This window comes from Leisingera sp. SA32, assembly GCF_056033425.1.
Map to the genome: position 1 here is coordinate 67,096 of NZ_JBVYHB010000008.1, position 23,537 is coordinate 90,632.

Genomic DNA, 23,537 nt, shown 5'->3' on the forward strand with positions numbered 1-23,537 from the left:
TCCTGTTTGTGCTGAAGTGTTGGGCATTTTGGGGCGTGACACAAAAAAGCGTTCCCACGCCCAACGGGAGGATGCCTTTTGCCCCAAAAGGCGGACGACGGGCGGGAGCCTGCCGCTGCAGCTTCAGGACGGCATTTCCGCACAGAGCGGGCTGACCGCGACGGGCGGTTGTGCTCTAGTGGGCGAGGCACAACACAGAGGAGGCCGGAATGCAGTTCGGAAGTCTTATCGGGATGCTGATCGTCGGAGCGCTGGCCGGCTGGCTGTCGGGCAAGATCATGCAGGGCCGCGGTTTTGGCCTGCTTGGCAATATCATTGTCGGTGTGGTGGGCGCCTTTCTGGCCGGACTCATCTTTCCGGCGCTGGGGTTCGCTGCGGGCGGTGGTTTTTTCTGGTCGCTGGTCCATGCCACCATTGGCGCGGTGATCCTGCTGTTCCTGATTGGCTTGGTCCGCAAGGCCCGCTGAGCCGCAAGGCGCCCGCGAAGGGGCGCCTCTTTTGTCCAGCGCGGCCCTGCTGACCTGCGCGCCTAATGCGCCATCAGAACCGGAAGCTTGGCCTGTTCCAGCATCGTGCGGGTGGCCCCGCCCAGGATTGCTTCGCGGAAGCGGGAATGCCCGTAGGCGCCCATCACGATCAGGTCGGCGGCGGTGTCGGTGGCATGGCGGTTCAGCACGTCCGACACCCGCGGCAAGGTCTTGCTGAGCACGTCGATCTCGCAAGTGACGCCGTGGCGGGCCAGCATCTGCGCCAGCATGCCGCCGGGATCCGAGCGCTCGGGGCTGTGCTGCGGCGGTTCGATCACGACGAGTCGCACCAGCTCGGCAGCCTGAAGAAACGGCAACGCGTGGCGGATTGCGGCCATCGCCTCCATGCTCTCGTTCCAGGCCAGCAGCACGGTGGTCGGGCGCCGCAGCGGCGTGGCCTCGTCCGGCACCACAAGAACCGGCGCGCGGGCCTCGAACAGGGCGGCTTCAACGATGGGGGCCGCCTCGGCGCGTTTGGCCGCGCCATAGGGCTGACCTAGCACCACCAGATCCGAGAACCGGGCGCGGCGCGCCACGTGGCGGCCGATGTCTGCGATCTGGGCCAGGCCGGTCTCGGTGGAGAACGGCACCCCTGCCGCCCGCAGCTGCTGCTCGGCGTAGGTCTCGGCGAGGGCGGCCTCTTCCTCGGCGCGGGCCAGGGTTTCCTGCAGCACCAGCGCATTGGCCCCGGCGTAGTAATAGCCGGTCTGGGTGCGGTCGACGCCCAGGCACAGCGCCTCGGCATGGGCGTCAAAGACGTCGGCCAGCGCCGCGACCTGGGCCAGCGGGGCGTCCGCGCCCTCGGCGGTGGACAAGACGGTTAACACGGATTTGTAGCACATTCGGAGGTCTCCTGCCTGGCCTGCACCAGCCGCCGCAGGGGGGGCGGGCGCGACAATTCACTGCACTGGCAGAAGTGTCACATGTCGTCCTGACGTGTCTTGATGCAGATCAAGGCGGCAAAAACGGGCCCGCGGCATCAAGGGTGCGGACAAAACATGCCTCCGGGACGCAAGATTCGCGGAGTGCGGGCAAAGGGACGCAAGATGTCTAATTATATCAAGCTGATAGCGCTTGGTCTGATCACGCTGTTTGCGATGATTGGCACCAATTACGCGCGCGATCTGGCCTATCAGGTGCATGCGGTCATCGTGATGATCGTGGCCGGTGGGCTGTTTCTCCACACGCTGCGCCAGACCGGCGAGCCAGCCCCGGCAACGGTGGCGCATCCGCAGAACGCGTATTTCGACAGCGTGATCCGCGCTGGCACCATCGCCACCGCCTTCTGGGGCGTGGTCGGCTTTCTGGTCGGGACCTTCATTGCGTTCCAGCTGGCCTTTCCGGCGCTGAACTTTGAATGGGCCGAAGGGCTGGCCAACTTTGGGCGCCTGCGGCCGCTGCACACCTCGGCGGTGATCTTTGCCTTTGGCGGCAATGCGCTGATCGCCACGTCGTTCTACGTGGTGCAGCGCACCTGTGCGGCGCGGCTGTGGGGCGGCAATCTGGCGTGGTTCGTGTTCTGGGGCTATCAGCTGTTCATCGTGCTGGCGGCGACCGGCTATCTGTTCGGCTCGACCCAGTCGAAGGAATATGCTGAACCCGAATGGCACGTCGACCTGTGGCTGACCATTGTCTGGGTGGCCTATCTGGCGGTCTTTCTGGGCACGGTCATCAAACGCAAGGAGCCGCATATCTATGTGGCGAACTGGTTCTACATGGCCTTCATCGTCACCGTGGCCATGCTGCATGTGGTCAACAACATGACCATTCCGGTGTCGATCTGGGGGTCCAAGTCGGTGATTGTCTGGCCCGGCGTGCAGGATGCGATGATCCAGTGGTGGTACGGCCACAACGCCGTCGGCTTCTTCCTGACTGCGGGCTTCCTGGGGATGATGTATTACTTCATCCCGAAACAGGCCGAGCGCCCGGTGTTCAGCTACAAGCTGTCGATCATCCACTTCTGGGCGCTGATCTTTCTGTACATCTGGGCCGGTCCGCACCACCTGCATTATACCGCGCTGCCGGACTGGGCCTCGACCCTGGGCATGGTGATGTCGGTGATCCTGTGGATGCCTTCCTGGGGCGGCATGATCAACGGTCTGATGACCCTGTCGGGGGCCTGGGACAAGCTGCGCACGGACCCTGTGATCCGCATGATGGTGATCTCGGTTGGCTTCTACGGCATGTCCACCTTTGAGGGTCCGATGATGTCGATCCGCGCGGTGAACTCGCTGTCGCATTACACCGACTGGACCATCGGCCACGTGCATTCCGGCGCGCTCGGCTGGAACGGCATGATTACCTTTGGCGCGCTGTACTACCTGGTGCCGGTGCTGTGGAAGCGCGAGCGGCTGTATTCGCTGTCGCTGGTCAGCTGGCACTTCTGGCTCGCCACCATCGGCATCGTTCTCTACGCCGCGTCGATGTGGGTCACCGGCATCATGGAAGGCCTGATGTGGCGTGAAGTGGATGCCAATGGCTTCCTGGTGAACTCCTTTGCCGACACCGTTGCCGCGAAATTCCCGATGTATGTGGTGCGGGGTTTGGGCGGGGTCATGTTCCTCGCTGGTGCCATCATCATGTGCTACAACCTCTGGATGACTGTCCGTAGGGCGCCGGCCAAAGAAGCCAGCCTGACGGCATCTGTCCCGGCTGAATAAGGAGCCAGGAAATCATGTCCATTCTCGACAAACACAAGATACTCGAGACCAACGCGACGCTGCTCTTGGTGTGCAGTTTCCTGGTGGTGACCATTGGCGGGCTGGTGCAGATCACGCCGCTGTTCTACCTGGAAAACACCATCGAGAAGGTGGAGGGCATGCGCCCCTACACCCCGCTGGAGCTGGAGGGCCGCGACATCTACATCCGGGAGGGATGTTATGTCTGTCACAGCCAGATGATCCGCCCGATGCGCGACGAGGTCGAACGCTACGGCCATTACTCGCTGGCAGCCGAGTCGATGTATGACCGGCCGTTCCAGTGGGGGTCCAAGCGGACTGGCCCGGATCTGGCCCGTGTCGGCGGCCGTTACTCGGACGAATGGCACGTCGATCACCTGCGCGATCCGCAGGCGGTGGTGCCGGAATCGGTGATGCCGAAATATGGCTTCCTTGAGAAGACCCGCATTGATGGCCGCTATATCGGCGAAGTGATGGCCACCAACGCCATGCTCGGCACGCCCTACACGGATGAGATGGTAGAGCAGGCGCAGGCCGACTTCCGCGCCCAGGCGGATCCCGACAGCGACTACGACGGGCTGCTGGAGCGCTATGGCGACAGCGTCAACGTGCGCAACTTTGATGGCCAGCCGGGGGTCTCTGAGGCGGACGCGCTGATTGCCTATCTGCAAATGCTGGGGACGCTGGTCGATTTCTCGACCTTCACCCCGGACGCAAGCCGGTAAAGGGGGCAGAGATGGAACTCTATACGCTTCTCAGGCAATTTGCGGACAGCTGGATGATGCTGTTTCTGCTGAGCTTTTTCATCGGTGTGGTGATCTGGGCCTTCCGGCCTGGCAGCACCAAGGTTTACCGCGACACCGCCAATATCCCGTTCCGGCACGACGATGCACCCGCACCCGCCGGACCGGCTGACGCCGCTGCCAAGAAGGAGGCGCAGGCATGAGCAAGAAAGCGCAGAAATTCGAGGATGATCCCAACACCACCGGACATGAGTGGGACGGGATCGAGGAATTCGACAACCCGATGCCGCGCTGGTGGCTGTGGACCTTCTATGCCACCATCATCTGGGGGGTTCTTTACACCATTGCCTATCCCGCGTGGCCGCTGATCAACGGTGCCACCGCTGGGGTGCTGGGCTGGTCAACCCGTGCCGACGTGGCCGCAGAAATCGCCGCGGTGGAGGCCGCCAACGCACCGATGAACGCCCGGCTGGAAGGGGCGGAGCTGGTGGCCATCGGCAGCGACGCGGAGCTTGGCCCCTATGCGGTGTCGTCGGGATCTGCGGTGTTCAAGACCTGGTGCGCCCAGTGCCACGGGTCGGGTGCGGCAGGGGCCAAAGGTTACCCCAACTTGCTGGACGATGACTGGCTGTGGGGCGGCACGGTGCAGGACATCCACGCCACAATCGCGCACGGCATCCGCAACGAAGACAGCGACGACGCGCGCTATTCCGAGATGCCTGCCTTTGGCCGGGATGAGCTGCTTGAGAAGGAAGAGATCTCGCAAGTCGTGAACTTCGTGATGTCGCTGTCGGGGGAGCCGCAGGATGCGACCCAGGTTGCAGCCGGGGCCGGGGTCTTTGCCGACAATTGCGCCTCTTGCCACGGTGAGGACGGCACTGGCGACCGCAGCCAGGGCGCGCCGAACCTGGCGGATGCGATCTGGCTCTATGGGGGCGATTACGCCAGCCTGACCGACACGGTGAACAACGCGCGTTATGGGGTGATGCCGGCCTGGAACAGCCGCCTGACAGAGGCGCAGATCCGCGCGGTCTCGGCCTATGTGCATCAGCTGGGCGGCGGCGAGTAAGCCGGGCTGTCCACCGCAACACCAAAAAGGGCTGCTCTGGCGGGGCGGCCCTTTTTTGCAGAAACCTCCAAGCTTGCGGCAGGGCTGCAACCGCGGTTCAATGCGCCAGTATCCTGGAGGGAGGCAGCCGACAGATGATCGCCTATGTCACGGTTGGCGCGGATGACATTGCGCTTGCGAAACGGTTCTATTCCGCGTTTCTGCCCGCTCTTGGCTACCAGCTGCGGGAGGGTTCAGAGGGGCTGAGTTTTGCCCTGCCGGTGACACCGGGGCAGGCGCCGGTCCTGCCGGATTTCTACGTCAAGCCAACCTTTGACGGGCAACCGGCCTCGGCCGGTAACGGGGCCATGGTGGCATTTGAGGCCCAGAGCCAAAGCCAGGTGCGCGCGCTGCATGCCGCGGCACTGGCGGCGGGCGGATCTGACGAGGGCGCGCCGGGCTTTCGCGCCGCGTACGGGCCGCGGTTCTATGTCGGCTACCTGCGGGATCCCCAGGGCAACAAGATCGCGCTGTTTTCCAGCAACCCGCAGGACCCGGGGCGCGCCGGATAGCACGCACGTCACCCCATTGAGGTCGTATTGCCGCGCAGCTGCGCGCGGGTGCTGTCGCTCCAGGTGCTCCAGGCGCTGATGCCCGCCCACAACAGCACGTAAAAACCACCCGTCGCCAGCACCAGCTCGCCCGGAAACGGGCCGATGTCGGCGCGGCGAATGGCCTGCTCCAGCGAGGTGACCCCGGTGGGATGCACCGCGATCTTGCCAGCATAGGCGAGGGTCTGGATCAGCAGGATCCAGAAGTAATTGCGCCGAATCCGGCGCCCGATCGCGGTCATATGGCTGACGTGATAGTCGGGGCGCAGGTAATCCTCGGCCAACACGATCTGCCAGTTGTCTTCGAGGTGCAGGTCGCCCTCTGTCAGCATCGGTGCATAGAAATGCGTTTCCATCCAGCGGGCGCGGGCGCGGAAGACGTTGAAATAGCGATAGCGCCGCGCCTCCAGCATCAGGAAGAAAATGATCAGCACCCCGACCAGTATCAGCGGCAGCGGGGAGGCCTCGGGCGAGGAATAAGAGATCGACAGCGCCACCCCGAGCGTGACCACGGCCCAGTTGGTGGTGGTGTCCAGCCGCGTGCGCCAGATGGTGCTGCGATAGATTTCGCCCCGGTAGAGGTGCGCCAACGCGCCGATCTCTGCCGCGGTCAGCTCAGCGCGTGGCGGGCCCGGTTGTGGTGCAGGCTGTTGTGTCCCCATGCCCCGAGCGTAGGTTTATTATTCAGTCAGGGCAAGTTTTTACCCAGCTTGGCGCGGCGGTTTGATCGGGATCAAATCACCTGCGCGCGGTCGGCGGTACAGCTGTGTCAGACACGCCATCGTCGCCCCCATGATCCCCTTCAGGGGTGGCATGTGATCCCGCCAGGCAGACGTGCAGGCCCGGCGGGCGCTGCGTCGGCTTTCCGAACTGTTCGCGCGTTTCCCGGAGAGCCGACGCTTTTTTTGTCTGCGCTGCGCGGCGGCGAGGTCTGAGGGCGGGCGGTGTCGGCCTGCGGCGGGGTGATCCGTGTTGCGGTGAACAGGCTCTGTGCAAGAATACCAATCATGTCTGGGCGCTCCTGTGGGCGAGTGGTGAGGTCTCTGAACATCTCCATCCTTGCCCGCAGGGGCGATTCCTGCCAGTTAAGAAAAATCATCAAATGTAAGTCAGGCTTACATATGGATTGGAAGGTGATGCCGCCGATGGCAGGCCTGCGCGCCTTTGCCGCCTTTGCTGAAACCGGCAATCTGGTGCAGGCAGGGCAGGCGTTGAATGTCAGCCATGCTGCCATCAGCCAGCAGCTGCGCGCGCTGGAGGCGCATCTGGGCGTGGCGCTGGTGGACCGTAGCGGGCGCTCGCTGACGTTGACGGCCGAAGGCACACGGCTGGCGCGCGCGCTGGCGCTGGGGTTCGGGGCGATCCAGGCGGCGGTGCAGGAGCTGACTGGCGCCAGCGCCGCCCGCCCGTTGCATGTGACCTGCACCCCCAGTTTTGCGGCACAATGGCTGGTGCCGCGGTTGCCGGGCTTTCAGGCCGAACACCCGGAGACCGAGCTGGTACTGGACCCGTCCGGCGCCTTGGTGGAGCTGAAGCCCGGCGGCGTGGAGATTGCGCTGCGCTATGGCGATGGCCAGTGGCCGGGGCTGGAGGCGGAACTGCTGCTGGCCTCGCCCATGGTGGTGCTTGCGGCGCCGCAGTTGCTGGCGGGGCGTCGGGTCGACACTGCGGCGGATCTGCTGGATCTGCCTTGGCTCGAAGAACTGGGCACCAATGAGGCCAGTCGGTGGTTCCGCTCGCAAGGGGTCGAGGACAGTTTTCGTGGCCCGCGCACCCGGTTGCCCGGCAACCTGTTGATGCAGGCCGTTCGGGCCGGGCAGGGGGTGGCGGTCAGCGTGCAGAACTTCGTCGAGGAAGACCTCGCCGAGGGGCGCCTGCTGGCCCTGTTCACCGAAGCGGAGGGCAGCGGCTATCACATCGTCACGCGCCCCGGTGTTCTGCGCCCCGAGGCCCGCGCTTTCATCGCGTGGTTGCGGCGTGAACGGGGGCGGGCGCAATAGCCGCAGGTCAGGGGGAGGCTCTGCGGCATCGTGCCTCTGGCGGGGGGTGCGCACAGGCATAGGTGGCGGATTGCCTGCGGGACATCAGGTTCGGCGCGAAAACATGATTGTGTCATGTCTTTTTTGATCCACGTCAAAGTTGCCGCTCGCCGCATCTGGGACAAGGGCGCAAGACAGCCATAATCCGGAGTGAGTCCGTGAGCGATTCAGAACCCGCACCCAGCCTGTATGCCGCACGTGAGCCGATTTTTCCGCGGCGCGTCTCCGGTAAGTTTCGGAACCTGAAGTGGTACATCATGGCGGTGACGCTAGGGATCTATTACCTGACGCCCTGGATCCGCTGGGACCGCGGCCCCAGCCTGCCGGATCAGGCGGTATTGCTGGATCTGGCCGGGCGGCGGTTCTATTTCTTCTGGATCGAAATCTGGCCGCATGAGTTCTATTTCGTTGCGGGCCTGCTGATCATGGCAGGACTGGGGTTGTTCCTGTTCACCTCGGCGCTGGGGCGGGTCTGGTGCGGCTATGCCTGTCCGCAAACCGTCTGGACCGACCTGTTCATCCTGGTGGAACGCTGGATCGAAGGGGACCGCAACGCGCGGCTGCGGTTGCACCGGCAGCAGGGCTGGGATCTGCGCAAGGCCCGGCTGCGCGTCACCAAATGGATCGCCTGGTTGCTGATCGGACTCGCCACCGGCGGTGCCTGGGTGTTCTATTTCGCAGATGCGCCGACGTTGCTGCGCGACCTGGTGACGCTGAATGCCCACCCCGTGGCCTATACGACCATGCTGATCCTGACGCTGACCACCTTTTTCTTTGGCGGCTTCGCGCGTGAGCAGATCTGCATCTACGCTTGTCCCTGGCCGCGCATTCAGGCGGCGATGATGGATGAGGACACCCTGACCGTCGGCTATCGCGACTGGCGCGGAGAGCCGCGCGGCAAGCTGAAAAAGACGCCCGCGACAGCCGCCGCCGTTCCTGCCACCGCCGCTCCCGCCGCCGCTGTGCCGACGCCGCAGGGTGATTGCATCGATTGCATGGCCTGCGTCAACGTCTGCCCGGTGGGCATCGACATCCGCGACGGCCAGCAGATGGAATGCATCACTTGTGCGCTGTGCATCGACGCCTGTGACGACGTAATGGCCCGGATCGGCAAACCGCGCGGGCTGATCGACTATATGGCGCTGTCGGATGAGGCGGAGGAGCGCGCAGGCAAGCCGCCCCGAAACATCTGGAAACACATCCTGCGCCCGCGCACGGTGCTTTACACGGCCCTGTGGGGGCTGGTTGGTCTGGGGCTGGTGTTTGCCCTGTTCATCCGCGCCGCCATTGAGCTGACCGTCGCGCCGGTGCGCAACCCGACCTATGTCACCCTGTCCGACGGATCGATCCGCAACACCTATGACGTGCGGCTGCGCAACAAGCATGGCGAGCCGCGTCCCTTCACACTGTCGATCAAGGGTGGCGCCGCCATGCAGATCGAGCTGGAGGGCGTCGACGGCACCACCGTCGAGGTGCCCGCCGACAGCGCTCTGCTGCAACGGGTCTATATCGTGGCCCCGCCAGAGGCTGCATCCGCGGTGGCAGCGGCGACCCCGGTGCGGATCTGGGTGGAAGACCAGCTCAGCGGCGAACGCGCCCACAAGGACAGCAGCTTCAACGGACGGGGGAATTGAACCATGGCTGAGCAAACACGGGAATTCACCGGAAAGCATGCGTTGATGCTGTTCTGCGGTGCTTTTGCAGTGATTATCGGCGTGAACATCGCGCTGGCGGTGAATGCGGTGAAAACCTTTCCGGGGCTGGAGGTGAAAAACTCCTATGTCGCCAGTCAGCAGTTTGATCAGCGTCGCAGCGCGCAAGAGGCGCTGGGCTGGTCGGTCTATGCCTCCGCGCAGGGCGATCAGGTCCGGCTGGAGATCTCCGACGCGCAGGGCAACCCGGTCGAGGTCGCCAAGCTCAGCGCAACGCTGGGCCGCGCTACCCATGTGCTGGACGATCAGGAACCGCAGTTCATCTTTGACGGCACGGCCTATGTGGCGTCGGCCGATCTGGGACCGGGCAACTGGAACATCCGCATGGTGGCGCGGGCCGCAAATGGCACCGAGTTCACCCAGCGGGTGATCCTGCACGTAAAGGGCTGACGGCGATGACCGCACAGCTTCGCCCCGCCCTGGCCGCCTGCCCGGCCTGCGTGGCCGCCCCGCAAGCCGCAACCGCAGCGCCGCCGGCCGACGCGCGGCTGGCGCTGTCGCTGCCGGGCATTCACTGTCAGGCCTGCATCTCGACGGTCGAAAGCACGCTGAACGCGCATCCGGCGGTGCATTCGGCGCGGGTGAACCTGACCCTGAAACGCGCCCTGATTGAGGCGGAGCCAGAACTGCGCGCGGCCGACCTGATCCCGGTTTTGGCGGCGGTTGGCCATGAGGCACATGAACTGGACTTGGCGGCGCTGGCGACGACGCAGAGCGACCGGGCCGGGCGCGATCTTCTGATGCGACTGGCGGTGGCCTTCTTTGCGTCGATGAACGTGATGCTGCTGTCCGTCTCGGTCTGGTCCGGGGCGTCGGATGCCACGCGCGACCTGTTCCACTGGATTTCCGCCGCGATCACCTTTCCGGCGATCCTTTTTTCTGCCCAGCCGTTTTTCCGCAACGCCTGGAGCGCCCTGCGGGTGGGGCGGTTGAACATGGATGTGCCGATCGTTCTGGCGCTGGGGCTGGCGCTGGTGACCTCCCTTTGGGAGACCGCGCTGTCAGGAGAACACGCCTATTTCGACGCGGCGCTGACGCTGACCTTCTTTTTGCTGGCGGGCCGCTACCTCGATTACCGCACCCGCGCCGTGGCACGCTCCGCGGCAGAGGAGCTGGCGGCCCTGGAGGTGCCCCGCGCCATTCGTCTGGAGGACGGCGCAGAGCAGGAGCGGCCAGTCGCGGAGCTGACGATCGGCGATGTGATCCGGGTGCGTCCCGGCGGGCGGATGCCGGTGGACGGGGAGATCGTGGAGGGCCAGTCGGAACTGGACCGGTCTTTGCTGACGGGCGAGACGCTGCCGGTCTATGCGCAGCCGGGGTTTTTGGTGTCCGCGGGCGAGGTCAACCTGACCGGACCGCTGACCATCCGCGCCACGGCGGTGGGCGAGGACAGCTCGCTGCACCGGATGGCGGATCTGGTGGCAATCGCGGAATCAGGACGGTCGCGTTATACCTCGCTGGCGGACAGGGCGGCGAAGCTCTATGCGCCGGGCGTGCATATCCTGTCGGCGCTGGCCTTTGCCGGCTGGTACCTGTGGACCTTCGACATCCGCATGGCGCTGAACATCGCGGCGGCGGTGCTGATCATCACCTGTCCCTGCGCGCTGGGCCTTGCGGTGCCCGCGGTGACCACCGCCGCCTCGGGGCGGTTGTTCAAGCGCGGCATGCTGATCAAACACGCCACCGCCCTGGAGCGGCTGGCAGAGGTCGATACGGTCGTTTTTGACAAGACCGGCACGCTGACCGAGGGCACGCCGCAGCTGGCCAATCTGGACGATCACTCCGCCGAGGATCTGGCGATTGCGCTGGCACTGGCCGATGGTTCGGCGCATCCGTTGTCGGTCGCGCTCGCCCGTGCGGCGCGCGCCGCAGGGGTCGCGCCGGCAGATGTGCAGCAGATTGCAGAGGTGCCGGGACATGGCACGCAAGGGCGCTACCGCGGCCGCGCCGTGCGTCTGGGGCGGGCCGCCTGGGTGGGGGCACAGCAGGGCCGCCAGACGGCGGCCTGGCTCGACACCGGGCGCGGGCGGCCGCAGCCGTTCCTGTTCACCGATGCGCTGCGCCCCGGTGCTGCGGCGGCGGTTGAGGCCTTGCAGGCGGCGGGCAAATCGGTGCTGCTGATCTCCGGCGACGCCACTGGTGTGGTTGAGGATCTGGCCACCCGGCTGGGGGTGAGCCGTTGGGTGGCCGAGGCGCTGCCGCAGGAGAAATCCGCCCGCGTGCAGCAGCTGACGGACCAGGGGCACAAGGTGCTGATGGTTGGTGACGGGTTGAATGATACCGCGGCGCTGGCGGTGGCACATGTGTCGATTTCGCCCGCGTCGGCGCTGGACGCGGCGCGGGTGGCGTCGGACATCGTGTTGCTGGGACAGGATTTGACGCCCATCGCCGAAGCCTGCGGCGTGGCGCAGAAAGCGACCCGCCGGATCCGCGAGAATTTCCGCATTGCGACGCTGTACAACGTGGTGGCGGTGCCGCTGGCGATTGCGGGTCTTGCGACGCCCTTGATCGCGGCGCTGGCGATGTCTACGTCTTCGATCACCGTGTCGCTGAATGCGCTGCGCCTGCGCTGAACGTCACAGGGGCCAAACTGGAGCGAAACCAAACATGAGTGTGCTTGCCTATCTGATCCCGATTTCGCTGTTCCTCGGATTGGTGGGGCTGGTGGCCTTTGTTTATACGGTGCGCAGCAACCAGTATGACGACCCGGAGGGGGATTCCCGCCGGATCCTGAGTGACGACTGGGATGATAAGCCGCGCCCGGATTGATCGTGTGGCGGGGGGCTCCCGTCCGCCGCCTGTCTTTTCTTGCGAAAAGACTGCCGTCCGTTGGGCGTGGCACCGCGCCACGGCGCGGTGCCACGCCCAACCCCGCCAGCGGGTGCTGGCCTTCGCCAGCGCCTGCGCGGGGGCGGGAGGGCCACCTGGGCGACATGGAGCCGCGCCTGCCAGTTTGGGAGCCGGGCGGGGGCGAGAAAAAAGGCGCCACCTGTGAGGGGCGCCTTGGGTGTTCGACGGGTGGGCAAGCCACCTCAGGGCAGGGCCGCGGGCCTGTGCGTCAGGAGGGGCCGATGGTCTTGCAAGCGACGTTGCGCGCGTTGAGGCGGCGGCAGGCCAGCTCGGCGCGTTGCTGGCTCATGCCGAGGAAATTCGCCTCGAAACCGCGGCGGGTTTTGGCGACCTTGCGCAGGGAGCCGTCAAGCGTCTCCAGTTCCGACAGCGCCGTGCGCAGCAGCACCTTCTCTGCCTTGTAGCGATTGGTATAGAGGCCGACATTGATCCCCCAGTAGCGCCCGCCCGAGGTCGACAGGCGGGTGACCACCACCGGCTCCGGCTGCGGCTCCGCCTGGGCCAGACGGGCAGGGCGGGCGACAGGGCGCAGTCCGCTGAAGGGCTGCTTCTGCACCGCCGGGCGAATCTGTGCGGAGACCGAAGAGGGAGCGGCGGCGTTGCGAACCTCGGTTTCGCCAAGGGCGGCAGCAATGCTGCTGAGAACAGCGTCGCCAATCGGGGCGCCCGCGGCGCTGACAGTCTGGAGGTTTTCGATCTGGCCCCCGGGCTGCGCGTCCGCATCGTCGACCGATTGTGACGCAGCGGTCTCAGACGTGGCTGCGGCGACATCCACAGTGTCGGCTGCCAGATCCTCTGGCCGGGGGCGAGGCTCGAGCACGGGTTCGGGGGCCTGCAGGGCTTCCTCCAGCGCGGCCACCAGAACCGGCGAGTCGCCACTGGCGGGGCGCAGCTTGGGCCGCAGGCTGGTGGTCACCTGACCGCTGACGCGCAGGGTCTTGCCGGCGGCGCCAGTGCTGCTGCCATCGCCGCTGTCGGCCACCACCACATCGGCGCCCATGTAGGCGGGGCGTTGCGGGCGGCGCAACTTGGCCCGCGAGGGCGCGCGGCGGAAGCCGAGGTCCAGCAGCTCTGCCACCTTGGCATTGCGCGACGCCGTGGATTTGCCGCCGAACACGGTGGCGATGATGCGCTCGTCGCCACGTTTGGCCGAGGCCACCAGGTTGAAGCCCGCGGCGCGGGTATAGCCCGTCTTGATGCCGTCGGCGCCGCGATAGGCGGCCAGCAGGCGACGGTTGGTGTTGGGCACTTCGCGGATGCCCGCATGGGTCGAGCGGCGCGAGAACAGGTTGTAGTATTCCGGATAATCATACAGCAGGTGCCGCCCCAGCGTGGTCATGTCGCGCGCGGTCGACAGGTGCCCGCTGGCAGTGAGCCCATGGGCATTCTTGAAGGTGGTGCGGCTCATCCCCAGCGCCTTGGCGGTGCGGTCCATGCGGCGCGTAAAGGCGGCCTCGCTGCCGGACAGCGCCTCGCCGATGGCGGTGGCGGCATCATTGGCGGATTTCACGGCGGCGGCGCGAATCAGGTAGCGAAAGGCGATCTTCTGCCCAGATTTCAGCCCCAGTTTCGACGGCGGTTCGGCGGCGGCGTTGCGGCTGATCCGAACCTTGGTGTCCAGTGTGATCTCGCCGTTACGCACCGCTTCGAACGCGATGTAGAGCGTCATCATCTTGGTCAGCGACGCTGGGTGCAGCCGGGTGTCGGCATTGCGCGAATGCAGCACCTCGCCGGTGCGGGCATCAATCACCATGGCCGCATATGGCGCCGCAGCCGCCTGCCGCGCTGGCAGGGATAGCCCGGCCATCGCCAGCATCAGCAGGGCAACGACCCATCGCAACCTCGTGGCGTGCCACGCAGCGACCGGTCGCACGGACGCCTGCGGCCCCGACGAGGGGCGCCGAGTTGCGTTGAATCGAAAAGGAAGAAGCCGGTTGCGAAGCGACCGGAAACCGACTCGCGGGGTACGGGTATGCCGACCCGCCGCCGGATTGACCTGCGTGTTCACTGCCATGTTTGCCTCATGTCGCCGGTTTTCCGGCTGACGATTTTTGCCTGATGCAAAAAACGTACCACAGGGTTTATGAGGAATAAACAGCCGCCGCAGCACGCCCGCGCAGGCGAAGGCAGGATTTGGCCGGCATCTAGTGGGTTATATTCGCGTGCCCGCTAGATGCGCCAAGTGCTAACAAAAGGTTACCAAAAAAACTTGCACTTTCCCTGGTAATACTGGCCGAGGGGTCACATTCAGAGATCGCGTGCGGAGAAAAACGGGCTGAAAAAGTCCAGTTCGACGGTGAAGGCGCAGGGTTGGGCGATCCGTGCGCCGATGCGGGCGTCAAGATCCGCCAGCAGCGCGGCGCAAAAGTCCGCATCGCGGTGCGGTTTGGTCAGCAAAGTGACGCGCAGGGCGGCATGGCTGCGGTGAAACCGGTCGCTGGGATAGGCGCGGCCCTTGCACGCTCCGGCGCCGTCGTCATGGGCGCGGATGATGGTTTCGGTCTCTGCCAGAATCGACTCGACGTCGATGTCGAGGTCGCCGGAGAATTTCAGTTCCACATGCGGCATTGGGGCGCTCCCTTCAGGTTTTCAACCGGATAGCGCCCCGACCTGCCAGCGTCCAGTGTGGGGATGCGATCATCCCATCCGCTCGAGCAGAGCCGCCAGACCGCCGAGATCGGCAATCTCGGTGTAGCGGGGATTGTCCGCGGGGGTGTCGGCGTGCTCGACCTCCCAGACCAGCCCATGCGGGACATAGGTGCCCCAGGCACCGGCCTCGATCGGGGCGACCACGTCGGAGCGCATCGAATTGCCCACCATCATGGCGCGGGCGGCGCCGTTGCCGTGGCGGTCAAAAATGCCGCCGTAGACTTCGGCGGTCTTTTCCGACACCACTTCGACCGCGTCGAACAGCTCGCCCAGGCCGGATTGCGCCAGTTTGCGTTCCTGATCCAGCAGGTCGCCCTTGGTAATCAGCACCACCTTGTAGCGCGCGGCCGCCGCCTCCACCGCCTCGCGGGCATGGGGCAGCAGCTCGATCGGGTAGGAGAGCATCATCTGCCCGGCCACGATCAGCTCTTTGAGCACGCTGGCGGGCACCTGCTCCTGGGTCACCTCGATCGCGGTTTCAATCATCGACAGGGTAAAGCCCTTCACCCCGTAGCCATAGCGCCCGAGGTTGCGTTTTTCGGCGTCCAGCAGCAGCCGGTCCAGCTGCTCCGGGCCGACCTCATCGGGGGTGTGATCCATCAGCAGTTCGGCGAAGCGTTCCTGGGTCACGCGAAAGAACCGTTCATTGTGCCAAAGGGTATCGTCGGCATCAAAGCCGATTGTTGTCAAATTACGTGCCAATCTGTGTGTCTCAGTCTCTTTTCCTGCCCCCCCAAGAGGCTATATAAGCGTCACAGGAAATTCCATCCATCACTGGAACAAATTGCTTATGCCGCTGCAGACCGTAATGATGACCGATCATTCAGACGACGACACCGACGCCGGTGTCCTGACCAAGACGCGGCCCAAGACCAAGCGCCCGCCGCGCTACAAGGTGCTGCTGTTGAACGACGACTACACCCCGATGGAATTCGTGGTGATGGTGCTGGAGCGGTTCTTTGGCATGACGCACGCGCAGGCGTTCGAGATCATGCTGACGGTGCACAAGAAGGGCGTTGCGGTGGTTGGCGTGTTCAGCCATGAGGTCGCCGAGACCAAGGTGGGCCAGGTGATGGATTTTGCCCGCCGCCAGCAGCATCCGCTGCAATGCACCATGGAAAAAGAAGACTAAACAAGAGGCTGCAAGATGTCCCTACGCCTGTCACTGGCCGTTGAGACGGGCGGCTTTGCCGTGCCGTCCGACGGCCGCATCGCGGTGTTTCACCCGCGCGCGGACCATGATCTGTCGGCGTTGCCCAAGGCACGCGTGCAGGTGATCCAGCCGCTGCGGCCAGAGCATGACCACTTTGCCGCGCAGGGCTATGACTGCGCCCCGACCGCACAACCCGGCGCCGTATTTGCCGCCGCGGTGGTGTTCCTGCCGCGCGCCAAGCTGCTGGCGCGGATGCTGGTCGCGCAGGCCGCGGCGGCCACGGATGGGCCGGTGTTGATTGATGGCGCAAAGACTGACGGAATTGATTCGCTGCTGAAGGCGCTGCGCCAGCGCGGCACACCCTCCGCGCCGATCTCCAAGGCCCATGGCAAGGTGTTCTGGATCGACGGCGGCATCGACCTGTCCGACTGGCTGCCCGCCGCACCGAAGGTGGTCGAAGGGTTCGTCACCGCGCCGGGCGTGTTTTCAGCCGATGGGGTCGACCCGGCGTCGGCGCTGCTGGCGGCGGCACTGCCGCAGAAGCTGGGGCGGTGCGTGGCGGATCTCGGCGCGGGCTGGGGCTACCTGTCGGCGGAGGTTCTGAAGCGCGAGAGCGTCGAGGAACTGCATCTGGCAGAGGCCGACTATCACGCGCTGGCCTGCGCGCGGCAGAACCTGCCAGACAGCCGGGCGCAGTTCCACTGGGTGGATGCGCGCGGCTGGAAAGCGCCGGGCACGGTGAACACGGTGGTGATGAACCCGCCGTTTCACACCGGCCGCGCGGCGGAACCGTCGCTGGGCCAGGCCTTTATCGGTGCGGCAGCGTCGATGCTGGCGGCCAGTGGCAGCCTGTGGATGGTGGCCAACCGGCATCTGCCCTATGAGGCAGTCCTGGGCGAGCGCTTTGCCCAGGTGCGCGAAGAGGGCGGCGACAACCGGTTCAAGATCCTGTCTGCCGCCAAGCCCCGGCGCGCCCGCCGCTAGCGGTGCACGTTCTCGGGGCTGACGGTTTCCAATTCGGCCGCCCCGGTCTAACGTGCCCTGCGAACGTGCCAGTCAAATGTGCCAGTCAAACGGCCAAGGGAGCCTACCGCATGTCCTTTTCAATCTCTGGCAAGACCGCCATTGTCACCGGTTCTTCCAGCGGAATCGGCCTGGCGATCGGCAAGCAGTTCGCCGCCGCCGGGGCCAATGTGATGTTTGCCGACACCCAGGAGGCGCAGCTGCTGGCCGAGCTGGGCGCGCAGGCCGATGACAGCAACATCCGCTATTTTGCCGGCGACCTGCGCGAGCGGCTGACCATCGCCAACCTGCTCTCGGCCACCATCGACGCCTTTGACGGGGTCGACATTCTGGTGAACGGCGCACGGCAGATGGTGGTCACTGACCCGCTGGACCCGACCGATGACACGCTGGACCAGCTGTTGACCCAAAGTCTGCTGCCCACCATTCGCCTGTCGCAGCAGGTGGCCAAGCGGATGATCAAGCAGGGCGAGGAAAGCCAGGGTGGCCAAGGACCGCTGGGCAGCATCATCAGCCTGTCCTCGATCGCGGCGCGGCGCACCCACCCGGAGCTGATGGCCTATTCGGTGGCCTCCGCTGCGCTGGATCAGGCGACGCGCTCGCTGTCGGTGGCGCTGGCGCCGCATCGGATCCGTGTCAATTCCATCGCCTTCGGCTCGGTGATGAGCGCGTCGATGCAGGGCACGCTGAAAGACAACCGCAGCTATCGCCAGGACATCGAGGCGCATACGCCGCTGGGCCGCATCGCCTCGCCCAACGAATTGACGGAAACCGCGCAATACCTGGCCTCGGATGCGTCCGGCTTCATGACGGGGCAGGTGCTGACGTTGGATGGCGGCCGCACGCTGCTGGACCCGGTGGCGGCGCCGGTACATTGATTGGACAGTCCCATGACGCTTGAGATGACAGAAGAAAAGGCGCAGGCGGCCGCCTGGTTCCGCGCGTTGCGCGACCAGATTGTCGCCGCCTTCGAGGGGCTGGAAGCCAGCCATGATCAGGGGCCGTTTTCGGACATGGCACCGGGCCGCTTTGAGGTGACGCAAACGACGCGCAGCGCCGAGGATGGCAGCGATGCCGGCGGCGGGCTGATGAGCGTGATGCGCGGCGGCCGGGTGTTTGAAAAGGTTGGCGTCAATATCTCCGAGGTGTATGGAACCCTGGGCGAACGGGCCCAGCACGCGATGGCAGCGCGCAAGGGGCTGCCGGGCATGACGGAAGACCCGCGGTTCTGGGCCTCCGGAATCTCTTTGGTTGCGCATATGCGCAACCCGCATGTGCCGGCGGTGCATATGAACACCCGCATGTTCTGGACCCCGCATGGCTGGTGGTTCGGCGGTGGCTCGGATCTGAACCCCTGCATCGAATACGAAGAAGACACCGCGCATTTTCACCACCAGCAGAAACAGCATCTGGGGCCGCATGGGGCGGAGCTTTATCCGCGGCTCAAGGCCTGGGCGGATGAGTATTTCTATATCCCCCACCGTGGTCGCGCCCGTGGGGTTGGCGGCATCTTCATGGATGACCGCAACAGCGGCGACTGGGCGGCGGATTTCGCCCTGACACAGGACATCGGCCGCGCCTTCCTGCCGGCCTTTGTGCCCCTGGTGGAACGGCGCCGGGTGCAGAGTTTTGACGACACCGACAAGGACGCCCAACTGATCCATCGCGGGCTTTATGCGGAATACAACCTTGTCTACGACCGCGGCACCAAGTTCGGGTTGGAAACCGGCCATGACGCAAACGCGGTGCTGATGAGCCTGCCGCCGCTGGCCAAGTGGGTCTGAGCCAAGGGCCGACCTTTGAGAGTTTTGAACGCGCTGTCCCGCTCCCGGGCGGCGCGTTTTGCCTTGAGGCGGATTTGCGCTGATGTCCGTTTGCGATGCGCGACTTTCCTCCGACCTACGCTAAGATGACGGGAAACAGGCAAGACAAAAGCAGGCTATCCATCGGGGCAGGGAGTATCTCACATGCGCAGCAGGGTCGTGGCGTTTCTGGTAGTGGCAGCATTGATGGGGGGCTGCGGCAGCTCGCCAGAGCGGACGGCAAGCGGCGCGGAGGTCAGTCGCGGCGAACCCGCCAGCGGGGCGCTAAGCGGCCTGCGCACCTATCCGCGCTTTGCCGACAATGACCCCCATGACTGGGACGGGCGCAATCCCTGGTCCTATCCCATCCACGGAATCGACGTGTCGCGCTATCAGGGCGATGTGGATTGGAACCAGGTGCGCCGTGCGGGCGTGTCCTTTGCCTACATCAAGGCGACCGAGGGCGGTGACCACACGGATGCGCGGTTTCGCGACAACTGGCGCGGCGCCGGGCGGGCCGGTCTGAAACGCGGCGCTTATCACTATTACTACTTCTGCCGCCCGGCAGCTGAACAGGCGCGTTGGTTCATCAAACATGTGCCGCGCGATGCAAACGCCCTGCCGCCGGTACTGGACATGGAGTGGAACCACCGCTCCCGCACCTGCCGCACCCGCCCCGACGGCGCCACGGTGCGGGCCGAGGCGCGCAAGTTCCTGAACATCCTGGAACGCCACTACGGCAAGCGCCCGGTGGTCTACACAACTGTGGATTTCTACCGCGACACCGGCATCGGGCGGCTTGGCGGCACCGAGTTCTGGTTGCGCTCGGTCGCGGGCCATCCGCAACGCGTTTATCCGGGCCAAAGCTGGAGCTTCTGGCAATATTCCGGCACCGGCGCGGTGCCCGGCGTGGCAGGCAATGTCGACCTCAACACCTTCCGTGGCAGCCCGCAAAGCTGGCTCAGGTGGTCGGGTCAGATCTGAAGACGGGCAGGGGGCTTTGCCCCCTCGCGCCGCTGGCGCTCACCCCCAGGATACTTTCAGCCAGAAGAAGGGCGGATCTGGCTTCTTCTGGCCTGAAATATCCCGTAGCGCGAGGCAGAACCTCCCTCAAGATTTCCAGTCGAAGAAGCCTTTGCCCGCCTGTTTCAGCAGTTTCGCTGCCATCTCCCGGCCCAGGGCGGCGCCGTCCTCGATTGTACAGGTCTGGTCGTCGCTGATCGCCTCGGAACCGTCCGGGCGCAGAACTTCGCCGCGCAGGCGCAGGGTGGAGCCGTCCAGGTCCGCAAGGCCCGCAATCGGCGTCTCGCAGGAGCCATCCAGCGCCGCCAGAAACGCGCGTTCCGCCGCCAGCCGCTGGCCAGTCAGCGTGTCATGGATCGCCGACAGCATGTCACCAGTGCGGCTGTCGTCGTCGCGCCGCTCAATGCCGATGGCGCCCTGCGCCACCGCGGGCAGCATGTCGGCGGTCTCCATCGCGGTGGCGGGCACATCGGCCATCCCCAGTCGGTTGAGGCCGGCCATGGCGAGAAAGGTGCAGTCGGCCACGCCCTCGGACAGCTTGCGCAGCCGGGTCTGCACATTGCCGCGGAACTCCACCACCTTCAGATCGGGGCGGCGGTTCATCAGCTGTGCGCGACGGCGCAGGGAGGAGGTGCCGACAACCGCGCCCGGTGCAAGGTCGTGGATCGAGGACAGCGCCGGTGAAATGAAGGCATCCCGCACATCCTCGCGCGGCAGGTAGCAGTCCAGCGCGAGCCCGTCGGGCTGGGCCACTGGCATGTCCTTCATCGAATGCACCGCGATGTCGATGCCCCCGGACAGCAGCGCCTCTTCGACCTCTTTGGTGAAAAGGCCTTTGCCCCCCAGCGTCTTCAGCGGTTTGTCCGCCGCGATCAGCGCCTGATTGTCACCGGTGGTGGTGATTGGCACGATTTCGAACGCCTCCTGCGGCAGGTCGAAGGCCGCAGCCAGCCGGTTGCGGGTTTCATACGCCTGGGCCAGCGCCAGCGGCGATCCGCGGGTGCCGATTTTCAGGGGCGAGGCGGGGGAGGGCAGGGTCAGTGTCATGGGCAAAGCCTTAAATCAGATTGCGCCCCGGTGGAAACCGGTTTTTACCGGTCTCCCGGCCTGTGTGGGGCGGCTTTGACATAAACCAAAGCAGGCGTGCAGGGGGCGCGTCAGATCGCCCCTGCCCTTGACATTCGCCGACGCAGGCGTGACCTCAGGGGGGCGAATGATTGCGAGGATGACATGGCCGGACAAAAGAAGCTGCTGCGTGCGTTGGCGGGGGAAACACAGGATGTGCCGCCGATCTGGATGATGCGCCAGGCGGGCCGCTACCTGCCGGAATACCGCGCCACGCGGGCCGAGGCAGGGGATTTCCTGAAGCTGTGTTACAATCCCGATCTGGCAGCAGAGGTCACCCTGCAGCCGATCCGGCGCTACGGCTTTGACGCGGCGATCCTGTTTGCCGACATCCTGTTGGTGCCGCAGGCGCTGGGGGCGGATCTGTGGTTCGTGACCGGCGAAGGCCCGCGGCTGTCGACCATCACGACCGAGGCGGATTTTGCCAAGCTGGGCCCGGTTGCCGACATCCATGAGACCCTGAACCCGGTCTACGAGACCGTGCGCATCCTGTCGCGCGAGCTGCCGCGCGAGACCACGCTGATCGGCTTTGCCGGGGCGCCTTGGACGGTGGCGACCTATATGATCGCGGGCCGTGGCACGCCGGATCAGGGACCGGCCCATGGCTTGCGCGAGGAAAACACCGCCCTCTTCGAAGCACTTCTGGCGCGCATCACCGAGGCGACAATTGAATACCTGTCCTGTCAGATTGAGGCCGGGGCCGAGGTGGTCAAGATCTTTGACAGCTGGGCCGGTTCGCTGAAGGGCGCGGCGTTTGAGAAATACGCGCTGGAACCCTGTCGCCAGATCACCGCGGCGCTGAAGGCGCGTCATCCGGATATTCCCGTCATTGGCTTCCCGCGCGAGGCGGGCGAGAAGTACGTGGGGTTTGCAAAGGCAACCGGCATTGACTGTGTTGCGCTGGACAACTCGGTCGATCCGGATTGGGCCGCGGCGCATGTGCAGGTCGATGGCTGCGTACAGGGCAATCTGGCGTCGCGCCATATGGTCACGGGCGGCCAGGATCTGGTGGAGGACACCCGCCGCATCGTCGCGGCCTTCAAGAACGGGCCGCATATCTTCAACCTGGGTCATGGTATCACGCCCGATGCCAACCCGGATAACGTGCAGCTGATGATCGACACGGTGCGCGAGGGCTGATACCAGCGCTTCGTCTGACCAAACCTGCCCGGCCTTGTGCCGGGCGGCGGTTTCGGGCATCAGCGGTGCGATTGGGCTGCTAGCGAGGATATGGCCATGGATTACGGAAAATCTGGAGCGCCCAAGAAGGGCAGTAACAAGCCCCGGCACTCTGAACATAACGCCAAGGGATCCGGCAAGAACCCCTATGACAAGCAGGCCGACAAGTCCGCGCTGCTGAAGCGCATGAAGGCCGCCGCCGACAAGGCCAAGAAGGCAGACTGAGCGCCACCCGCCAGCCATTTGTCAGTCGCCATTCACAAGGCCCAGTTCCGTCAGGATACCCTCCCGGTGCTGGCCGCGCTTTGGGATTTCGGGCGGCGTCCAGGCGGGCTGGTCGGAAAACCGCGGCGCGGGGGCCGCTTGAAGTACGCCCTCGGGCGCGGCCCAGCTGCCGCGTGCGTTCATCGGATGGTCCATCGCTTCTTCGGGGTTCAGCACCGGGGCGACGCAGGCGTCGGAGCCATCAAACAGCTCCGCCCAGTGATCGCGCGGCTGGCTGGCAAAGATCCCGGCAAGCCGCGCCGTCAGCACTGGCCATTGGGCCCGGTCGAACTGCTGTTGAAAAGCTGCATCCTCTGCCAGCTCCAGTTTTTCCAGAAACAGTGCATAGAACTTCGGCTCCAGGCATTGCACGCTGACATGCCCGCCATCGGCGCAGGCATATGTGCGGCTCCAATGCGGGCCGTCCAGCAAATTCGCGCCGCGGGTGACGCCAAAATTCCCGGCTTGTCGGATGCTCATCAAAAGGTTCATCATATGCGCCGATCCGTCATAGATCGCCGCGTCGACCACGCAGCCTTCGCCAGTGGAGCGGGCTTTCAGCACCCCTGCCAGCATGCCGGCCACCAGATACATCGCGCCGCCGCCGATGTCGCCCACCAGCGTGGCGGGGGGTAACGGCGCATCGCCGGGGGCTGACGCATACCACAGCGCGCCGGACAAGGAGATGTAATTGAGGTCATGCCCCGCCGCGTGGGCCAGCGGGCTGTCCTGACCCCAGCCCGTCATGCGACCATAGACCAGCGCAGGGTTCACGGCGTGGCATTCGGTCGGGCCAAGGCCCAGCCGTTCCATCACGCCGGGGCGAAATCCCTCGATCAACCCATGCGCGGTTTCGGCGAGTTTCAGAAAGATCTCCGCGTCGCCAGGATCCTTCAGGTCCAGCGTGATCGACCGTTTGCCGCGATCGAGCAGCGAGCGTTCGGACATGCCCGGCGTGGGGTTGGGACCGGGGCGGTGCACGCAAATTACCTCGGCACCGAGATCGGCCAGTGTCATCGCGGCAAAGGGGGCCGGGCCCAGGGCTTCGACCTCAAGAATGCGAATCCCGTGCAGCATGTGTTCCCCCTTTGCCTGCCGTCCTGCGTCGCCA

Annotated in this window: 25 protein-coding genes; 18 read left to right on the forward strand and 7 right to left on the reverse strand. The window is 65.2% G+C overall.

The window, feature by feature from the left end:
• Positions 1–209: 209 nt before the first annotated feature.
• Positions 210–467 carry a GlsB/YeaQ/YmgE family stress response membrane protein gene (locus tag AC0IPL_RS12970; protein ID WP_474274938.1) on the forward strand — a complete coding sequence of 86 codons (258 nt, stop codon included), beginning with the start codon at positions 210–212 and terminating at the stop codon, positions 465–467.
• 62 nt (positions 468–529) lie between these two features.
• On the opposite strand, the gene AC0IPL_RS12975 is transcribed toward AC0IPL_RS12970, so the two are convergent.
• Positions 530–1,369, reverse strand: a complete 840-nt coding sequence (locus AC0IPL_RS12975; protein ID WP_474274939.1) for a universal stress protein — start codon at positions 1,367–1,369, stop codon at positions 530–532.
• A 204-nt stretch (positions 1,370–1,573) separates the two neighbouring features.
• Here AC0IPL_RS12975 and ccoN point away from each other — a divergent pair, with 204 nt between their 5' ends.
• The 5 genes from ccoN (at position 1,574) to AC0IPL_RS13000 (ending at position 5,568) form a co-directional block, all read left to right on the forward strand.
• A complete protein-coding gene (gene ccoN / locus AC0IPL_RS12980; RefSeq protein WP_474274940.1) occupies positions 1,574–3,187 on the forward strand; it encodes a cytochrome-c oxidase, cbb3-type subunit I in 1,614 nt (537 codons plus the stop codon).
• A gap of 14 nt (positions 3,188–3,201) precedes the next feature.
• A complete protein-coding gene (gene ccoO / locus AC0IPL_RS12985) occupies positions 3,202–3,930 on the forward strand; it encodes a cytochrome-c oxidase, cbb3-type subunit II (protein ID WP_474274941.1) in 729 nt (242 codons plus the stop codon).
• An 11-nt stretch (positions 3,931–3,941) separates the two neighbouring features.
• Positions 3,942–4,151, forward strand: coding sequence for a cbb3-type cytochrome c oxidase subunit 3 (locus AC0IPL_RS12990; RefSeq protein ID WP_474274942.1), 210 nt, complete (start codon positions 3,942–3,944; stop codon positions 4,149–4,151).
• Positions 4,148–5,017 carry a cytochrome-c oxidase, cbb3-type subunit III gene (ccoP, locus tag AC0IPL_RS12995; RefSeq protein WP_474274943.1) on the forward strand — a complete coding sequence of 290 codons (870 nt, stop codon included), beginning with the start codon at positions 4,148–4,150 and terminating at the stop codon, positions 5,015–5,017. Before AC0IPL_RS12990 ends, ccoP begins: the two co-directional genes overlap by 4 nt.
• Positions 5,018–5,151: 134 nt before the next feature.
• Positions 5,152–5,568: a VOC family protein gene (locus AC0IPL_RS13000; RefSeq protein WP_474274944.1), complete on the forward strand. Its 417-nt coding sequence runs from the start codon at positions 5,152–5,154 to the stop codon at positions 5,566–5,568.
• Positions 5,569–5,576: 8 nt separating this feature from the next.
• On the opposite strand, the gene AC0IPL_RS13005 is transcribed toward AC0IPL_RS13000, so the two are convergent.
• A complete protein-coding gene (locus tag AC0IPL_RS13005; protein WP_474274945.1) occupies positions 5,577–6,269 on the reverse strand; it encodes a DUF2270 domain-containing protein in 693 nt (230 codons plus the stop codon).
• A 459-nt stretch (positions 6,270–6,728) separates the two neighbouring features.
• On the opposite strand from AC0IPL_RS13005, the gene AC0IPL_RS13010 reads away from it, so the two are divergent.
• The 5 genes from AC0IPL_RS13010 (at position 6,729) to ccoS (ending at position 12,127) form a co-directional block, all read left to right on the forward strand.
• Positions 6,729–7,607: a LysR family transcriptional regulator gene (locus AC0IPL_RS13010; RefSeq protein ID WP_474274946.1), complete on the forward strand. Its 879-nt coding sequence runs from the start codon at positions 6,729–6,731 to the stop codon at positions 7,605–7,607.
• Positions 7,608–7,804: 197 nt separating this feature from the next.
• Positions 7,805–9,280, forward strand: coding sequence for a cytochrome c oxidase accessory protein CcoG (gene ccoG, locus AC0IPL_RS13015; protein WP_474274947.1), 1,476 nt, complete (start codon positions 7,805–7,807; stop codon positions 9,278–9,280).
• A 3-nt stretch (positions 9,281–9,283) separates the two neighbouring features.
• Complete coding sequence (locus AC0IPL_RS13020) at positions 9,284–9,748, forward strand: FixH family protein (protein WP_474274948.1); 465 nt, start codon at positions 9,284–9,286, stop codon at positions 9,746–9,748.
• A gap of 5 nt (positions 9,749–9,753) precedes the next feature.
• Positions 9,754–11,931 (forward strand): heavy metal translocating P-type ATPase, encoded by a 2,178-nt coding sequence (locus AC0IPL_RS13025; protein WP_474274949.1) that lies wholly within the window; start codon positions 9,754–9,756, stop codon positions 11,929–11,931.
• A 34-nt stretch (positions 11,932–11,965) separates the two neighbouring features.
• Positions 11,966–12,127, forward strand: coding sequence for a cbb3-type cytochrome oxidase assembly protein CcoS (gene ccoS, locus AC0IPL_RS13030; protein WP_474274950.1), 162 nt, complete (start codon positions 11,966–11,968; stop codon positions 12,125–12,127).
• Between the two features lie 289 nt (positions 12,128–12,416).
• Here the strand turns inward: ccoS and AC0IPL_RS13035 are convergent, their stop codons facing one another.
• From AC0IPL_RS13035 to AC0IPL_RS13045, 3 genes are all read right to left on the reverse strand, one after another.
• Entirely contained in the window at positions 12,417–14,024 is a 1,608-nt protein-coding gene (locus AC0IPL_RS13035; protein ID WP_474275052.1) for a D-alanyl-D-alanine carboxypeptidase family protein, read from the reverse strand.
• 431 nt (positions 14,025–14,455) lie between these two features.
• On the reverse strand, positions 14,456–14,776 hold the full coding sequence (locus tag AC0IPL_RS13040) for a hypothetical protein (RefSeq protein ID WP_474274951.1): 321 nt from the start codon (positions 14,774–14,776) through the stop codon (positions 14,456–14,458).
• Between the two features lie 69 nt (positions 14,777–14,845).
• A complete protein-coding gene (locus AC0IPL_RS13045) occupies positions 14,846–15,559 on the reverse strand; it encodes an HAD family hydrolase (protein WP_474274952.1) in 714 nt (237 codons plus the stop codon).
• Positions 15,560–15,647: 88 nt separating this feature from the next.
• Here AC0IPL_RS13045 and clpS point away from each other — a divergent pair, with 88 nt between their 5' ends.
• From clpS to AC0IPL_RS13070, 5 genes are all read left to right on the forward strand, one after another.
• The gene (gene clpS, locus AC0IPL_RS13050; protein ID WP_474274953.1) at positions 15,648–15,989 is read left to right on the forward strand and encodes an ATP-dependent Clp protease adapter ClpS; all 342 of its coding nucleotides are present in this window, start codon (positions 15,648–15,650) and stop codon (positions 15,987–15,989) included.
• A 15-nt stretch (positions 15,990–16,004) separates the two neighbouring features.
• Entirely contained in the window at positions 16,005–16,994 is a 990-nt protein-coding gene (locus AC0IPL_RS13055) for a class I SAM-dependent methyltransferase (protein WP_474274954.1), read from the forward strand.
• Between the two features lie 110 nt (positions 16,995–17,104).
• Entirely contained in the window at positions 17,105–17,911 is an 807-nt protein-coding gene (locus AC0IPL_RS13060; RefSeq protein WP_474274955.1) for an SDR family NAD(P)-dependent oxidoreductase, read from the forward strand.
• Between the two features lie 12 nt (positions 17,912–17,923).
• Positions 17,924–18,817: an oxygen-dependent coproporphyrinogen oxidase gene (gene hemF / locus AC0IPL_RS13065; RefSeq protein WP_474274956.1), complete on the forward strand. Its 894-nt coding sequence runs from the start codon at positions 17,924–17,926 to the stop codon at positions 18,815–18,817.
• A 183-nt stretch (positions 18,818–19,000) separates the two neighbouring features.
• The gene (locus AC0IPL_RS13070) at positions 19,001–19,819 is read left to right on the forward strand and encodes a glycoside hydrolase family 25 protein (protein WP_474274957.1); all 819 of its coding nucleotides are present in this window, start codon (positions 19,001–19,003) and stop codon (positions 19,817–19,819) included.
• Between the two features lie 126 nt (positions 19,820–19,945).
• On the opposite strand, the gene hemC is transcribed toward AC0IPL_RS13070, so the two are convergent.
• The gene (gene hemC / locus AC0IPL_RS13075; RefSeq protein WP_474274958.1) at positions 19,946–20,905 is read right to left on the reverse strand and encodes a hydroxymethylbilane synthase; all 960 of its coding nucleotides are present in this window, start codon (positions 20,903–20,905) and stop codon (positions 19,946–19,948) included.
• A gap of 183 nt (positions 20,906–21,088) precedes the next feature.
• On the opposite strand from hemC, the gene hemE reads away from it, so the two are divergent.
• Positions 21,089–22,123, forward strand: a complete 1,035-nt coding sequence (hemE, locus tag AC0IPL_RS13080) for a uroporphyrinogen decarboxylase (protein ID WP_474274959.1) — start codon at positions 21,089–21,091, stop codon at positions 22,121–22,123.
• A 96-nt stretch (positions 22,124–22,219) separates the two neighbouring features.
• A complete protein-coding gene (locus tag AC0IPL_RS13085) occupies positions 22,220–22,387 on the forward strand; it encodes a hypothetical protein (RefSeq protein WP_474274960.1) in 168 nt (55 codons plus the stop codon).
• 21 nt (positions 22,388–22,408) lie between these two features.
• On the opposite strand, the gene AC0IPL_RS13090 is transcribed toward AC0IPL_RS13085, so the two are convergent.
• Complete coding sequence (locus tag AC0IPL_RS13090; RefSeq protein WP_474274961.1) at positions 22,409–23,503, reverse strand: CaiB/BaiF CoA transferase family protein; 1,095 nt, start codon at positions 23,501–23,503, stop codon at positions 22,409–22,411.
• Positions 23,504–23,537 lie beyond the last annotated feature (34 nt).